Origin of the sequence: Robertmurraya dakarensis, from assembly GCF_900156875.1 — a bacterium.
Taxonomy (GTDB): domain Bacteria; phylum Bacillota; class Bacilli; order Bacillales; family Cytobacillaceae; genus Robertmurraya; species Robertmurraya dakarensis.
Genome location: NZ_LT707408.1, coordinates 1,229,171 through 1,243,672, shown reverse-complemented (window position 1 = coordinate 1,243,672; position 14,502 = coordinate 1,229,171). Strand labels below are relative to the sequence as shown.

Annotated in this window: 16 protein-coding genes and 1 other annotated feature; all 16 genes read right to left on the bottom strand. The window is 37.9% G+C overall.

The window, feature by feature from the left end; all coding sequences use genetic code 11:
• Positions 1 to 129 precede the first annotated feature (129 nt).
• The 16 genes from CZ487_RS07270 to spoIIGA all read right to left on the bottom strand — a co-directional run bounded on the left by CZ487_RS07270 (position 130) and on the right by spoIIGA (position 14,300).
• Positions 130 to 1,443, bottom strand: coding sequence for a solute carrier family 23 protein (locus tag CZ487_RS07270; RefSeq protein ID WP_077211458.1), 1,314 nt, complete (start codon positions 1,441 to 1,443; stop codon positions 130 to 132).
• A gap of 144 nt (positions 1,444 to 1,587) precedes the next feature.
• On the bottom strand, positions 1,588 to 2,130 hold the full coding sequence (gene pyrR, locus CZ487_RS07265) for a bifunctional pyr operon transcriptional regulator/uracil phosphoribosyltransferase PyrR (protein WP_077211457.1): 543 nt from the start codon (positions 2,128 to 2,130) through the stop codon (positions 1,588 to 1,590).
• A 211-nt stretch (positions 2,131 to 2,341) separates the two neighbouring features.
• A complete protein-coding gene (locus CZ487_RS07260) occupies positions 2,342 to 3,253 on the bottom strand; it encodes an RluA family pseudouridine synthase (protein ID WP_077211456.1) in 912 nt (303 codons plus the stop codon).
• Positions 3,225 to 3,743 carry a signal peptidase II gene (gene lspA, locus CZ487_RS07255; RefSeq protein WP_077211455.1) on the bottom strand — a complete coding sequence of 173 codons (519 nt, stop codon included), beginning with the start codon at positions 3,741 to 3,743 and terminating at the stop codon, positions 3,225 to 3,227. The genes CZ487_RS07260 and lspA overlap by 29 nt, the downstream gene beginning before the upstream one ends.
• Positions 3,744 to 3,794: 51 nt before the next feature.
• The gene (locus tag CZ487_RS07250; protein ID WP_077211454.1) at positions 3,795 to 4,082 is read right to left on the bottom strand and encodes a TraR/DksA family transcriptional regulator; all 288 of its coding nucleotides are present in this window, start codon (positions 4,080 to 4,082) and stop codon (positions 3,795 to 3,797) included.
• A 183-nt stretch (positions 4,083 to 4,265) separates the two neighbouring features.
• A complete protein-coding gene (ileS, locus tag CZ487_RS07245; RefSeq protein ID WP_077211453.1) occupies positions 4,266 to 7,037 on the bottom strand; it encodes an isoleucine--tRNA ligase in 2,772 nt (923 codons plus the stop codon).
• A gap of 82 nt (positions 7,038 to 7,119) precedes the next feature.
• Positions 7,120 to 7,354, bottom strand: a binding site (T-box leader).
• A gap of 42 nt (positions 7,355 to 7,396) precedes the next feature.
• Positions 7,397 to 7,912, bottom strand: a complete 516-nt coding sequence (locus CZ487_RS07240; protein WP_077211452.1) for a DivIVA domain-containing protein — start codon at positions 7,910 to 7,912, stop codon at positions 7,397 to 7,399.
• A gap of 147 nt (positions 7,913 to 8,059) precedes the next feature.
• A complete protein-coding gene (locus CZ487_RS07235) occupies positions 8,060 to 8,833 on the bottom strand; it encodes a YlmH family RNA-binding protein (RefSeq protein ID WP_077211451.1) in 774 nt (257 codons plus the stop codon).
• Between the two features lie 64 nt (positions 8,834 to 8,897).
• On the bottom strand, positions 8,898 to 9,161 hold the full coding sequence (locus CZ487_RS07230) for a YggT family protein (RefSeq protein ID WP_077211450.1): 264 nt from the start codon (positions 9,159 to 9,161) through the stop codon (positions 8,898 to 8,900).
• 6 nt (positions 9,162 to 9,167) lie between these two features.
• Positions 9,168 to 9,608 carry a cell division protein SepF gene (locus CZ487_RS07225; RefSeq protein ID WP_077211449.1) on the bottom strand — a complete coding sequence of 147 codons (441 nt, stop codon included), beginning with the start codon at positions 9,606 to 9,608 and terminating at the stop codon, positions 9,168 to 9,170.
• A gap of 6 nt (positions 9,609 to 9,614) precedes the next feature.
• Positions 9,615 to 10,295: a YggS family pyridoxal phosphate-dependent enzyme gene (locus CZ487_RS07220; RefSeq protein ID WP_077211448.1), complete on the bottom strand. Its 681-nt coding sequence runs from the start codon at positions 10,293 to 10,295 to the stop codon at positions 9,615 to 9,617.
• Between the two features lie 8 nt (positions 10,296 to 10,303).
• Positions 10,304 to 11,122: a peptidoglycan editing factor PgeF gene (gene pgeF / locus CZ487_RS07215; RefSeq protein WP_077211447.1), complete on the bottom strand. Its 819-nt coding sequence runs from the start codon at positions 11,120 to 11,122 to the stop codon at positions 10,304 to 10,306.
• Between the two features lie 130 nt (positions 11,123 to 11,252).
• Entirely contained in the window at positions 11,253 to 11,519 is a 267-nt protein-coding gene (locus tag CZ487_RS07210; RefSeq protein WP_077211446.1) for a YlmC/YmxH family sporulation protein, read from the bottom strand.
• Positions 11,520 to 11,632: 113 nt separating this feature from the next.
• On the bottom strand, positions 11,633 to 12,412 hold the full coding sequence (gene sigG / locus CZ487_RS07205; RefSeq protein ID WP_077211445.1) for an RNA polymerase sporulation sigma factor SigG: 780 nt from the start codon (positions 12,410 to 12,412) through the stop codon (positions 11,633 to 11,635).
• 188 nt (positions 12,413 to 12,600) lie between these two features.
• Positions 12,601 to 13,320, bottom strand: coding sequence for an RNA polymerase sporulation sigma factor SigE (gene sigE / locus CZ487_RS07200; RefSeq protein WP_077211444.1), 720 nt, complete (start codon positions 13,318 to 13,320; stop codon positions 12,601 to 12,603).
• A gap of 41 nt (positions 13,321 to 13,361) precedes the next feature.
• A complete protein-coding gene (gene spoIIGA / locus CZ487_RS07195; RefSeq protein ID WP_077211443.1) occupies positions 13,362 to 14,300 on the bottom strand; it encodes a sigma-E processing peptidase SpoIIGA in 939 nt (312 codons plus the stop codon).
• Positions 14,301 to 14,502 lie beyond the last annotated feature (202 nt).

The window sequence follows — 14,502 nt, the reverse complement described above, 5'->3', positions numbered from 1 at the left end:
CTGACAATTGTCAGGGTGTTATGAAAAGTCAGTCGGTCATAATTTTCTCTATTTTCACTTTCTAGAGAATGCGGCCGACTTGATTTTCCACCCTTGCAAATCTCTCTGGACTTAATTAAAAGGTGATTCTCAAGCTACATCGTTATTATCTTGTTTATCATTTACTGTTTCCTCAAACATACTGTCAGAAGCCATTTCTCTTCCAGGCAGGATTAGATTTAAAAGTATCCCAATAATCGCTGCAAGTGCCATGCCTTGAATTTGAAAACCTTCTGTTACTTTTATAAAAGCCCCGCCGATCCCTACAACAAGAATGACGGATGAAATGACCAAATTTCGATTATTTCCAAAGTCTATTTTACTGTCTACAAGCATTCTTAATCCTGAAGATGCGATGATTCCGAATAATAGGATCGATACGCCTCCCATTACTGGAGTAGGAATTGAACTAATTAACGCTGTTACCTTTCCGACAAATCCAAAGATGATCGCGATCACTGCTGCACCTGCTACTACATACACACTGTATACTTTTGTCATCGCAAGAACCCCAATATTTTCACCATATGTGGTCTTTGGAGGGCCCCCAATTAGGGCAGAAATCATGGTGCCCATTCCATCACCTAGGATTGAACGATGTAAGCCAGGCTCTTTTATATAATCGCGACCAACAATTTTACTTAACACAAGCTGGTGACCGATATGCTCTGAAAGAGTAACGATTGCGACTGGTACCATCAGTAAGGCTATATCTAATGTGACGTTTACTTCGTAGTCCACGAAAGGAATGATGAAATCTGGCATTTCAAACCAGCTTGCCTCTCGCACTAATGAGAAATCTACAATTCCAACTGTAAATGCGTAGATATATCCAACGATTATTCCAGCTAATATCGGGATAAGACTAAGCATTCCTTTTGCATAAAGATTAAAGATAATCGTGGCAATTAAGGTGACCAATGCTACCGAAAAGTGTAATAAGCTATATTCCCCATCCGGGTTGTTCATTGCCATGTCAACTGCAGTTCCGGCTAGCGCCAGTCCGATGACAATAATGACAGGACCTACTACAATTGGTGGCAGTAAATTCATAATCCAACGGTAACCTGCTTTTTTAATAACGAGTGCTACAATTCCATAAACTAACCCCGCCATAAAGCTTCCAATCATTGCAGCACCTGGACCGCCTGCAGCTTTCGCAGCTATAATCGGCGCAATAAAGGCAAAGGATGAGCCCAGATAGGCTGGAACCTGCCATTTTGTGATAATCAGGAACGCAAGTGTCGCTAACCCGCTTGATAATAGTGCAATCGCGGGACTTAATCCGACCAAATATGGAACGAGAATCGTTGCTCCAAACATTGCAAATAAATGTTGTAAACTTAGGGTTACCCATTGAACTTTATTAGGTACATCATTAATGTCTAGTATTGGTTTATTCATCATTACTTCTCCTTTATGAATGTTCTATTCATACAAAAACCTCTTTGAACTATGTTCAAAGAGGCGAGGAAGAACAGTAAAATGAATGAACCTCATTTACCGTCATTCCCTTTTTAGCCTCTCTGGACTACATTTAAAGGTTTGTTATTTTTCATGTATACTTACTTGATCATTTTGATCAACTTCTTTTAATTCCACGACAATTTTTTCTGAGCTTGATGTTGGGATGTTTTTCCCAACATAATCTGCTCTTATAGGAAGTTCACGATGCCCTCGGTCTACAAGTACAGCTAACTGAACAGAAGAAGGTCTTCCTATATCAACAAGTGCATCTAGTGCCGCTCTTACCGTTCTTCCTGTATATAGCACATCATCTACTAGGACAACCGTTTTGTTTGTAATCTCATGTTTGATGTCTGAACCTTTCACTAATGGTTCTTGATCACCTGTTTTCTTGGTTAGATCATCTCGGTATAGGGTGATATCAAGTTCTCCAACCCCAATTGGTTTTCCTTCAATTTGCTGGATACGCTCCGCGAGCCGCTCTGCTAAATAAATCCCTCTTGTGCGAATGCCAACTAGCACACAATCTTCTATCCCTTTATTTTTTTCAATAATCTCGTGTGCTACCCTTGTTAAAGCTCTTCTAATTGCTTGTTCGTCAAGTACCACTGCTTTTTGTGACATTGTCTATCGCTCCTTTCGAACCTTAGAAACGGTTGCTTAAACAGCAAAAATCCTCTCACCTTTTGGATGAGAGGATAGACGAGTGCCAATGTATGTAAATTAAACCCTATACAAGGATTCTCTTTACAATTCCGTTTCCTTCTCAGCCTCACAGGACTGTTTTAAAGGTCTTATTCAACTATTGTTATCTTAATTCACTTATCGTATTTTGTCAACGATTATTTCGAAGCGTCTCAAGGAGCTCTTCAAAATAGGAAGGCAGCGGTGCCTCAAACTCTAAATACTCCTCTGTTCTTGGATGGGTAAACCCTAGAATACCCGCATGAAGTGCTTGTCCATCAATCTGCAGCGTCTTTCGTGGTCCATATTTTGGATCCCCTGCAAGAGGGTAGCCGATATATTTCATATGGACGCGAATTTGATGGGTACGGCCTGTTTCCAATTGGCATTCAACCAAGGTAAAGTCCTTAAAGCGTTCTAGAACTTGAAAATGAGTTACCGCATGTTTTCCATTGTCTACAACCGTCATACTTTGACGATCTTTCGGATCACGTGCAATAGGTGCGTCAATTGTGCCATGGTCATGCGGGATATTTCCATGCACAATCGCTCTATACTTCCTCGTTACTGTTTTTTCCACGAGTTGATTCACTAAGCTTTCATGTGCAATATCATTTTTGGCAACCATAAGCAAACCTGAGGTGTCCTTATCAATGCGATGGACAATTCCAGGACGCAATACACCATTAATCCCAGACAGATCTGTACAATGAGCCATTAATCCATTTACAAGTGTCCCTGTCAAATGTCCTGGTGCCGGATGAACGACCATTCCTTTTGGCTTATTAACGACTAAAACATCTCCGTCCTCATAATAAATATCGAGGTTCATTTCCTCGGGAATAACATCTAGTTCTTCTGGCTCAGGAATGGTAATTTCGATATGATCATCTAAACTGCCTTTATAATTTGTCTTAATTTTTTTTCCATTCACGAGGACCTGTCCATCTTTTATCCATTGTTGCACTTGTGTTCGTGACCATTCATTATTTATGGATGAAAGGACCTTATCTATCCTTTCATTAACCTGTTCATCATTTACGATGTGATTGATTTTCTCCATGAGCTTTCTCCTTTTTTGCTTCCCTCTCTTCAAGCAGCATTTGGATCATTAGAAATGCCACTCCGACAACCAGTGCCGAATCAGCGACATTAAAGATAGGAAAATCATAACCGAAAATATACGTGTTAACAAAGTCGACTACTTCTTTTCGGAAAACACGGTCGATAAAGTTTCCAATTGCACCACCGAGCATTAAGGCCAGTGATACACCCAAAAACCACTTTCCCTTGGCTGCCTTAGACATGTAATAAATAATTCCAACAATGACGATTACTGTTATGATATAGAAAAACCACATTTGTCCTTGCAGAATTCCCCATGCAGCACCACGATTTCGATGGGATGTAATATAAAGAAAGTTTTCAATGACAGGAATACTTTCTCCCAGTTCCATATTTTTTACAATCAGCCATTTTGTCCATTGATCAATAGCAATAATAATAATTGCGAGTATGTAATAATAAAACACAAAGGCAACCTCCAAATGCATAACTTTGTTACCTTTGCATTTTAGCACACTATACATAAAAACGACAGCATCTTAAGAGTAGATCGGTTTGCAATAATACTGTTCCATCTTATCCATATCATCCAGAGACCTGATGGTTGGCATCATTTCAAGCACGTCTTTTGGAATAAACTCACCTGAAATTTCACAGAGTCCATATTGCCCGTTTTCGATCTTTGTCAGCGTTTCTTCAATATCCTTTAATTCTTCCTCAATAATAGGCATTATCGGAGAAGATCCATCTTTCTTATCTAACCTTTCAATTAATTCCTTTCTCATCGTACGGAGTTCTAAATAGAGCTTACGTTCATTTGCATTCATATCTAACCCTCCGTTAATCTTATTTTTACTTAGTATCTCCGCAAGGTCATGATCAACACAGGAAAACATTTGACAGTGAAAACAACTATTTGCGTTTATGGAATTATTTTTATCAGGAACGATTGCATAAGGTCCAAAATAAAAAGAAATCTGCCAAAAACGACAGATTTCTTTTGTTAACCTTTAACTTAGATGACTATAATTTTCCTTAACTACCTGTGCACAACGAGGACATAAAGTCGGATGTTCTTCTACTTTACCAACCTCAGGAGTAACAACCCAGCAGCGTTCACATGTTTCCCCTTCGGCCTTAGAAACGACAATCGCTGCAGTCTCCAATTTCAATGCTTCTTCAGGAGCTTGCTCATAAGAACCTGCTACCTCAAATTCTGAAACAATAAATAGTTGAGCTACATTTTCGGAAATTGATTCAAGTAGTTGCCTTGATTTTTCATTAACATATAATGTTACTTTAGCTGTTAATGATTTTCCAATTACTTTTGCATTTCTTGCTTCTTCTAATGCTTTTAAGACATCGTCACGCAATTTCATAAAAGCAGTCCATTTTTGCTCTAAAGAATCCGCATTTGGAAGGTCGACATATTCAGGGAAGTCGGTTAATTGCACACTTTCTTCTTCAACATGATCGATATATCCCCACACTTCGTCCGTTGTATGCGGAAGAATCGGAGCCACTAGCTTTGTTAAAGCAAGTAAGCATTCATTTAAGACCGTCTGAATAGAACGGCGATCATGATGATCTTTTGCCTCAATATAAAGAACATCCTTTGCAAAGTCGAGATAGAATGAGCTTAGATCCAGGGTACAGAAGTTATTTACAGCGTGGTAAATAGCTGCGTACTCATAGGATTCATAAGCATGGCGAACATTTTTGATTAATTTATTTAATTTAACGAGCATGAATTGATCAACTTCACGCAAGTTTTCAAATGCAACTTTATCAGTATTTGGATCAAAGTCCGCTAAGTTTCCTAATAAGAAACGGAATGTATTTCTAATTTTACGATAAACTTCTGCCACTTGCTTAAGAATAGCATCTGATACACGAACATCTGCTTGATAATCAACAGAGGCAACCCATAATCTTAAGATATCCGCACCTAATTGATTCATAACTTTTGCAGGAACAACAACATTTCCTAATGATTTACTCATCTTTCTGCCATCACCATCAAGAGCAAACCCGTGGCTGAGTACTCCTTTATAAGGTGCCTTTCCTGTGACAGCTACCGCAGTAGATAAAGAAGAGTTGAACCAGCCGCGATACTGGTCGGAACCTTCTAGATATAGATCAGCTGGACGCTGCAGATCTTCACGTTCTTCTAATACGGCTTGGTGCGAGGAACCAGAGTCGAACCAAACGTCCATAATATCATTTTCCTTCGTAAACTGGCCATTTGGACTAGACTCATGTGTAAATCCATCAGGTAATAAATCTTTCGCTTCACGTTCAAACCATACATTTGATCCGTGCTCACGGAAAAGATTTGAAACATGGTCAATCGTTTCATCTGTGATGATTGGTTCCCCATTTTCACCATAAAAGACAGGGATCGGAACTCCCCATACGCGTTGACGGGAAATACACCAATCTCCACGATCTCTAACCATGTTAAATAATCGTGTTTCTCCCCAAGTTGGGACCCATTTTGTTTCTTTAATTGCCTCTAACAGTTCATTACGGAAATCTTTAATGGAAGCGAACCATTGAGCCGTCGCACGATAAATGACTGGCTTTTTCGTTCTCCAATCATGCGGATAAGAGTGCGTAATAAAACTTAACTTTAATAAAGCTCCTACTTCTTCTAACTTTTCAGTTACATTTTTGTTCGCTTTATCATAAAATAACCCTTCAAATCCAGGAGCTTCGCTCGTAAATACTCCTTTGTCATCAAGCGGGCTTAAAACATCTAATCCATATTTTTTCCCAACAAGGAAGTCATCTTCCCCGTGACCTGGCGCAGTGTGAACGCAACCTGTACCTGCATCTGTTGTAACATGTTCCCCTAACATGACAAGTGAATCTCGATCATAAATTGGGTGTTTCGCAAGGATATTTTCAAGTTCTTGACCTTTTACTGTTTTAATAACAGCAGGATTTTCCCAGCCAATTTCGTTTGAAACTGATTCTAATAAATCTTCTGCAACGACATATTTCGTTCCTGAAACATTTACAACCACATAATTTAAATCAGCATGTACAGTAATTCCTAAGTTTGCAGGAATTGTCCAAGGTGTTGTTGTCCAGATAATGATTTTCGTATCTGTATCTAAGACATCTTTTCCATCTTTTACATCAAACGCAACATAAATAGATGGAGATTTTTTATCTTTATATTCAATTTCAGCTTCTGCGAGTGCTGATTCACTAGAAGGGGACCAATATACCGGTTTTAAGCCTTTATAAATATAGCCCTTCTTTGCCATTTCACCAAACACTTTAATTTGCTGTGCTTCATACTCAGGCTTTAGCGTGATATATGGGTTATCCCAATCTCCTCTAACCCCTAAACGCTTAAATTGTGTACGCTGGCTATCAATCTGCTCATAAGCGTATTCTTCACATAACTTACGAAACTCTGCCACAGTCATTTCTTTACGGTTAACACCTTTATTTGTTAACGCCTGTTCAATAGGAAGTCCGTGTGTATCCCAGCCTGGAACATAGGGTGCATGGAAACCCGTCATTGACTTGTGACGTACAATCATATCCTTTAAAATTTTGTTTAAAGCGTGCCCCATATGAATATCACCATTTGCATATGGAGGGCCGTCATGCAGAACGAACATTGGTCTGCCTTTTGTTCTCTCCTGAACTGCTCTATAGATATCTTCTTCTTCCCATTTCGCTTGCATTTCAGGCTCACGTTTAGGGAGATTCCCACGCATCGGAAACTCTGTTTTCGGCATTAATAACGTGTCTTTATACTCCATTTACATATCCTCCTAAAATCTTCACTTTCTTTTATTGCAGCTACATATGGATGAGAAAACAACAAAAAACCTTCACATCCCAGAAAGGGACGAGAAGGTTTTTTCCCGCGGTACCACCCTTGTAGATAGACATTTCTATCCGCTCAAAAGCATTCATAACGTGAATGATCCGCCAAGGCTTACTATTCATAATGGTTTTCAGTCCTGGTACTCAAGGGTGATCTTCCAATTTTCCACTTATGCCGAAATCCCACCACCTTCGGCTCTCTAGAAATAAGCGTCCCTGAAAATTGTACTGTCCCTCTCATTGTATGTAGTATACTTTTTTACCGTATTATATGCTTTTTTGATCTAGTTCGTCAAGCTAACGTATCTTCTTCCTGTGCGGATTTTAATTCTGTTGCATCTACTTCGTATTGGAGCAGATGATCCCAGTCATCATTATTAATAAGGTCGAGCTGTGCTTCAATCAGCATTTTAAAGCGAGTACGGAATACTTTAGACTGCTTTTTTAAGTCCTCAATTTCAAGTGCAATCTTACGGGCTTTTGACAGTGATTCATTTACGATTCGATCTGCATTTTTCTCGGCTTCTTTAATAATGAGCTTTGCTTCTTTTTGAGCATTCCGCTTTACATCCTCTGCTGCTTCCTGTGCTACTACAATCGACTTATGCAAAGTATCTTCTATATTTGAAAAATGTCCGAGACGGTCGTTTAATTCATTAAGCTTTTCTTCCAATTCTTTCTTTTCTCGTATTACTAGCTCATAATCCTTAATAACTTGATCAAGGAATTCATTAACCTCGTCTTCATCATAACCGCGGAATCCTTTATTGAATTCCTTGTTATGTATATCTAAAGGTGTTAATGGCATTGAGGCCACCTCCGTCAAAATTGTCAAATTCTCACTCACTATGTACTTAAGCTAATATTCGACATAAACCTTAATATTCCTGCAAAAATCATGAAGAAATTTTCAATGAGGAACCAGCTTATGGTATCAGCGAATCCGCCTGGGAAACTATCTTTGTTTTCCTGCTACTATCCGCCACTTATCTTTTTTAGTCTTACCTTCGATGCTGATGAGTTTTGCACGTCCATGTCCTCTTACAGAAAGAACATCTGCTACTCCACATTCAACTGCGGGATTTTCAATACTTGTCCAATTTAACTTTACTAATCCCTGTCCAATCAATGTTTGAGATTTTTGTCGTGAGATATTATAAATCGCGGAAACAAGTGCATCTAATCGAAGGGACGAAACCGTCGTAGTCATTTCCTGCCAGCTGCTCTTTACCCCAATCGCTTGATTTAGGGGCAATTCTTTCAGCGAAACAGAGGAACGCCCGATTGATGTAAGCTGAAGCTTAATATAATCGCTTACTTCTTCATTTACAAAAAAATGAATAGTCGAATCCTCCGTTAGAATATCCCCAAATTTACTTCTTTTCAGCCCTAATGACATCAGGCTGCCAAGCACTTGAGGGTGCTCAATGGTTACAAACTTTTTAGGATATTCTATTTCAAATAATACAATTCGAAAATCTTCCTGCTCTGCTTCTATGTATTCTGGAAAAACAAATGCCCTTTTTCTTTCACAGTCTGCAGCTCCGCCAAAGAACTCAACTTTAACAACTCCTTGACTTCCGATTATGGTTCTGACTATCTCTTGTTCTCTTGGATCAAGAAAATCGGTTAGCTTCGGGCTATAGGTGTCCTCTACATTCATTTTCCATTGCAATACCTGATCAATAAATTCACGTTCATGCTTGCGAAAATGCTGATATATATCCATCTTAAATCACCCAATATATTTTCATTATCAATGGAAAAAGGGCTGTTAGAAGCCCTTTAAATACTTAAACAAACCAATAGTATAGCTGGTATAATCCACTAGTCGCAAATCTTAAAACTAAAATAGCTACGATTGGTGATATATCAATCATCCCTAGCGGAGGAATAATTTTTCTGAAAGGTTCTAGGTATGGTTCACATATCCTTGCTAGAAATTGTCCAATTGAAGATTCCCTTGCATTTGGAAACCAAGAAAGCAAGATATAAATTATTAGAGCCCAAGAGTAATAAGAGATTATTGTCGCTAAAATATTAACAACTAAAGCCATGTACTGCTACCACCTCGCATCATCGTATTCTGTTTCTTGTAATATTTGTGTAATAGACCCTGACACTTCGATATTATCTGGGGTACAAAGAAAAATATCTGTCCCAATTTTTTGAATATCTCCCCCAACTGCATAGACAGTTCCACTAAGGAAATCAACAATCCGCTTCGCTTGCTCACGGTCAATCCTTTGAAGGTTAACCACTACTGCACGGCGATTTTTTAATTGGTCGGCAATATCCTGTGCTTCTGCATAAATACGCGGCTCGACTAAAACAACCTTTGATGATTTTTGAACACTTTGAAGACTGACTACGTTTTGCTTTTGAACAGATTGCTTTTGCGTTTTAGGGGCAGTTGCTGGTTCCTCTTCATAACTCTCTTCATCATCATAGTCATATTCGTCATCTAGGAAGAAAAATGTCTTAATTTTAGATTTTAAACTCATGATTAATCACTCCTCTTTTTCGCCAACAAGGGCGGTTCCTATACGTACCATTGTTGCACCTTCTTCAATAGCAATGGCAAAATCGTTGGACATGCCCATGGAAAGTTCGTGACAAGGAGCATATTCTAAGTTAAGATGTTGAACTTGGTTTTGGAGCTCTTTTAGTGTCCTAAAGCAGTTTCTTAAAACGGCTTCATTAGAAGTAAATGGCGCCATCGTCATTAAGCCAACGACCACTATATTTGGAAAATCATTTAGCTTTTTAATAAAATCCAGGACTTCATCAACGGCAAGTCCATGCTTCGTTTCTTCATCAGAAGTTTTTACTTGAACGAAACATTTTACAGGCCCATCCGCTCTTTTATGTATCTCTTTAGCGAGAGAGAGTCTGTCCATTGAATGAATATAGTCTACTTTATCTATAATATTTTTTACTTTTCTCGTTTGCAGTGACCCAATGAAATGCCAAGTAGGCTTGTCCTTTAAAACCTCCCATTTTGGCAGCAAACCTTCTTCTCTATTTTCGCCTAAATGGGTAACACCAGCTTCCACTGCTTCCTTTGCTCTGTTTAGAGAAACATATTTTGTTACTGCAATAATTTTTATATCATCTGGATTTCGATTACTATTTTTGCACGCTGCTTCTATTTGCTTCTGTATCTGTTCTAGATTTTCAGCTACTCGCATGACTGATATTACTCCTCCTTCCAGCCAATAAAGCTCATCATCCGCCCTGTACTCCCATTGTCACGCCTATGGGAATAAAAATGCTGACTGTGGCAGCTGGTACAATACTTCGTGATGGAGATATGTTCATTTTTCACGCCTGTATTGGTCAGGATGATTCTATTCAATTCCTTTAAATCTAATTTATATTGATTTTCTTTTACTAAATTATAAGTTTTTTGTTCGACATTCTCTAGTCTTTTATTGACAAGTTCTATAACCCTGCCATCAACAATATAACAATTTTCGCAAATTGACGGACCAATGACGACGGATAAGTCGCAAGCAGGGATTCCTTCTTCCTCAAATGTCTGTACCATTTCTGCTGCAATTCCATTAACTGACCCTTTCCATCCTGCATGGGCAATCCCAATCGCATGATGTTCTGGTGCATAAAAGTATAGAGGAACACAATCAGCAAAGCAGAGAGTTAATAGAACACCGTCTGCTCTTGTAAAAAAACCATCAATCCCTTTAAAAGCATCGTCATAGGATATAGCTCCTGCCCCTTTATCCTGCTGCGTTATTTTTTTAATCTTTATGTCATGTGTTTGCTGCGCGCCTACCCATGAATCAGTAGGAAACTCAATGTGTTCAGATAGTACTTCGCGATTTTTACAAACAGCGTCTGCTTCATCACCTACATGAAATCCAAAATTAAAGGATGAGTAGGTGGTAGAGCTATAACCGCCATTTTTTGTAGTAAAACCTGCAACTAGGCTGTTCGTTTTTTCAGACCAGCCTTTAATAAGAAAGTATTCTTTATTTTCTAAAAAAAATGGTTCCATATTTCGGTACCTCTTGTTTTCTATAGTTTACCATATAAGCTGTATCGGTCACAGTATTAAGAGGGAATTTTATCGAAGTTTACAGGCATATCACTTAATTTGTCAGATTCTGGCCTGTCCTCTCAACATGCTATTTCTCTTCAATATACTTTATCTCATTTATATCTCTATGACGTACTAAAATGACATCTTCTCCAATTTTTAAAATGTTTTTCCAAGAAATAACAAATTCTTGATCCTTTCCAAAAAGTCCGAGTACCCTGCTTGCTCCGCCAACAATAATCGCTTCTATTCTTCCAGTATTGATATTAATTTCAATATCCTCTATGACCCCTAGCTTTTTCCCATCCGAAATATTTATGACATCCTTGATCTGAAATTCAGAAATTCTCACCAAGATTATCAACTCCCGCTTTTCCCTCTACTCTATATATATGTAAAGGGATAGGGTAAAAATGAGTTTTCTTTGGAATTATTTTTGACGTAAAAAGAGCTGCCATTAAAGGCAGCTCAGCTTTGTATATTCTTATTCATTTGTTTAATTGCTGCTTTTTCTAATCGTGATACTTGAGCCTGAGAAATTCCTATTTCTTCAGCTACTTCCATTTGAGTTTTACCTTGGAAGAATCTCTTGCGCAGAATAAGCTTTTCTCTTTCATTTAAGCGCCGCATGCCTTCTTTTAAAGCAATCTCCTCAATCCATTGGATATCCTTGTTCTTTTCGTCACTAAGCTGGTCCATTACATAGATCGGGTCCCCGCCATCATTGTAAATCGGTTCAAACAATGATACAGGATCTTGAATCGCATCGAGAGCAAAGACGATTTCTTCATGTGGGACATCTAGTACTTTCGCAATTTCTGCAGCTGTTGGTTCCTTCGATGTTTCACTCATCAACTTTTCCCTAACCTGCAGTGCCTTGTAGGCAATATCCCTTAAGGACCTAGAAACCCGGATCGGATTATTGTCTCTTAAATAGCGCCGGATTTCACCAATGATCATAGGGACTGCATAGGTAGAAAATTTCACATTTTGACCTAAATCAAAGTTATCAATTGATTTCATCAGGCCGATACAGCCAACCTGGAATAGGTCATCTACAAACTCGCCTCTATTATTAAAACGCTGAATAACACTCAATACTAAACGTAAATTTCCATTGACGAGTTTTTCCCGTGCGGATAGGTCCCCATTTTGCATTTGCTTGAAGAGCTCTCTCATTTCTTCGTTCTTTAATACCGGAAGCTTTGATGTGTCAACACCGCAAATTTCAACTTTATTTCGAGTCAATTCTATTCCCTCCTCACAGGAGTTGCTGTACAAAAAACAGTATCTCCTTGAAGAGGAAAAATATGCACAATGTGACATGACTCAAATTGTTAACCAAAAGGAATAAATCTCAATAAGACTTGATTTAAAGAGGGTTCCTGCACGTAAAATTTTTTCTAAATCCTGTCATATCCAAAATGTTTTAAAAATTAAACCATTTTATTAAATTCCTTTTTCAAACGCTTTATGATTCTTTTTTCTAATCTCGAGATATAGGATTGTGATATTCCTAACATATCGGCTACGTCCTTTTGTGTTTTTTCTTCACCCGTTCCCAGCCCAAATCTCAGCTCCATAATTTGTTTCTCACGATCAGACAGCTGGTGAAGGGCTTTCATTAATAGCTTCTTATCAACAGTTGCTTCTAAGTTCTTTGTAATAATATCTTCTTCTGTCCCTAACACATCAGAAAGTAATAATTCATTGCCATCCCAATCAATGTTTAATGGCTCATCAAAAGAAACCTCTGACCTGATTTTATTATTTCTTCTTAAGTACATAAGAATCTCATTTTCTATACATCTTGAAGCATATGTAGCTAATTTAATTTTCTTTTCAGGATTAAATGTGTTAACAGCCTTAATTAATCCTATCGTCCCAATGCTGATTAAATCCTCGATGTTTATTCCGGTGTTTTCAAACTTCCTTGCAATATAGACAACTAGTCTAAGATTTCGTTCGATTAAAATAGATCTTGCTGCTTTATCCCCTTTAGGAAGCTTCTCTAACAGTACTTCTTCTTCTTCCTTTGATAAAGGAGGAGGCAGAGCTTCGCTTCCACCGATATAGTATACTTCATCTGTCTTTAACCCTAATTTTATTAAAAGTTTATACCAATAGTAGGAAAAGCGAAGTTTCAATTTTTTCATCTATTTTCCTCCTCGTCATTATGATTTTCTTATTAGGTTAGTTAACTTACTTTTTCTGCCGTTTTAACCTTTTTCGTTTCGGTTAGCATCTTCGGGTGAATAATACATTGAAATGCATCGTCAGATGAGAGCTGCTGTAAAGTAAATGAAACGAGACCTTTTTCAACCGATATCCATTCATCACCCTTTTCAATTAATATTTCATCTGGTTTTAAAGCAATAATAAGCTGATGTTCTTGTCCAACAACCTTATACGGAATAATTTTCATTTTATGTTCAAGCTCTGGTGAAAGCTCTTCATCACCTAAAATGATTGACTCTGAATCACTAGCTATTTTACAAATGGTTTCGGGAGATTCTGTTAATCTATTTTTTAAAGAAATGAACATGACAGGCAACTTTGATATCGGATCATATAATTGATTTCCACTATCGATAAGACCTTTAAAATGCATTTCCGCTTCTAATATTTTGATCTTGACATTAACAAGCTGATCGTATTGAATTTTTGTCATTTCAATTTTTTCCACCCCTCTTTTTGAAAGGTGCCAGGCGATAGGAAAGCCAAGTATGACGAACAGCCAACTGATTGGATCTCCAAATCCTTGTACACTTCCTAATAGAACATTTGTGGATAACTCTAAATCAAATTGAATAAAGTAATGGGCACCAATCAATGCACCACCGATTAAAAATGTCGTTAAATATAGTGTCATAAGACCGCTCACAAAGTAACTTAAACGTTTGTAGCCAAAAACAGCTAAAACCATGAGTGCTGAAAAAAATAATTTACTAAACGGGTGGCTAGAATAGGCATGTAATGGGGTGAGGGATAATAAAATAATGATTGAACCAACAAAGCCGCCAATAAAAAGCCGCCAATAGCTAATATCTCGTTTCAGGATGATAGCTGTTAAGTATAATAACAAACTGTCAAATAAAAAATTGAGTGCCCATATGACATCCAAATAGATGGTCAATATCTTTCCCCCTAACTCACATAGGCGAATAATTCTTAAATCTATATTTTCACCTACCCTAATAGATTAAGAGCAGCACTTAAATGGCATTTGCCTATCTAGCAATCTGTTATGAAAAAGTATAGCGCACCATCACCTTGGAAGTGTGTCACTTTCTGAAACAAAAAAGCAGAAATTTTCACTATTACGTTCGGATTTTGTC

What these genes read in the sequence shown, in the direction of transcription:
- CZ487_RS07240 (WP_077211452.1), bottom strand. Translation starts at nt 7,912, where the DNA reads ATGCCATTAACACCTTTAGATATACATAACAAGGAATTCAATAAAGGA.
- sigE (WP_077211444.1), bottom strand. Translation starts at nt 13,320, where the DNA reads ATGAAAAAATTGAAACTTCGCTTTTCCTACTATTGGTATAAACTTTTA.
- CZ487_RS07250 (WP_077211454.1), bottom strand. Translation starts at nt 4,082, where the DNA reads ATGAATGCAAATGAACGTAAGCTCTATTTAGAACTCCGTACGATGAGA.
- CZ487_RS07225 (WP_077211449.1), bottom strand. Translation starts at nt 9,608, where the DNA reads ATGAGTTTAAAATCTAAAATTAAGACATTTTTCTTCCTAGATGACGAA.
- CZ487_RS07230 (WP_077211450.1), bottom strand. Translation starts at nt 9,161, where the DNA reads ATGGCTTTAGTTGTTAATATTTTAGCGACAATAATCTCTTATTACTCT.
- pgeF (WP_077211447.1), bottom strand. Translation starts at nt 11,122, where the DNA reads ATGGAACCATTTTTTTTAGAAAATAAAGAATACTTTCTTATTAAAGGC.
- CZ487_RS07220 (WP_077211448.1), bottom strand. Translation starts at nt 10,295, where the DNA reads ATGCGAGTAGCTGAAAATCTAGAACAGATACAGAAGCAAATAGAAGCA.
- ileS (WP_077211453.1), bottom strand. Translation starts at nt 7,037, where the DNA reads ATGGAGTATAAAGACACGTTATTAATGCCGAAAACAGAGTTTCCGATG.
- CZ487_RS07235 (WP_077211451.1), bottom strand. Translation starts at nt 8,833, where the DNA reads ATGGATATATATCAGCATTTTCGCAAGCATGAACGTGAATTTATTGAT.
- pyrR (WP_077211457.1), bottom strand. Translation starts at nt 2,130, where the DNA reads ATGTCACAAAAAGCAGTGGTACTTGACGAACAAGCAATTAGAAGAGCT.
- CZ487_RS07270 (WP_077211458.1), bottom strand. Translation starts at nt 1,443, where the DNA reads ATGAATAAACCAATACTAGACATTAATGATGTACCTAATAAAGTTCAA.
- CZ487_RS07260 (WP_077211456.1), bottom strand. Translation starts at nt 3,253, where the DNA reads ATGGAGAAAATCAATCACATCGTAAATGATGAACAGGTTAATGAAAGG.
- lspA (WP_077211455.1), bottom strand. Translation starts at nt 3,743, where the DNA reads ATGCATTTGGAGGTTGCCTTTGTGTTTTATTATTACATACTCGCAATT.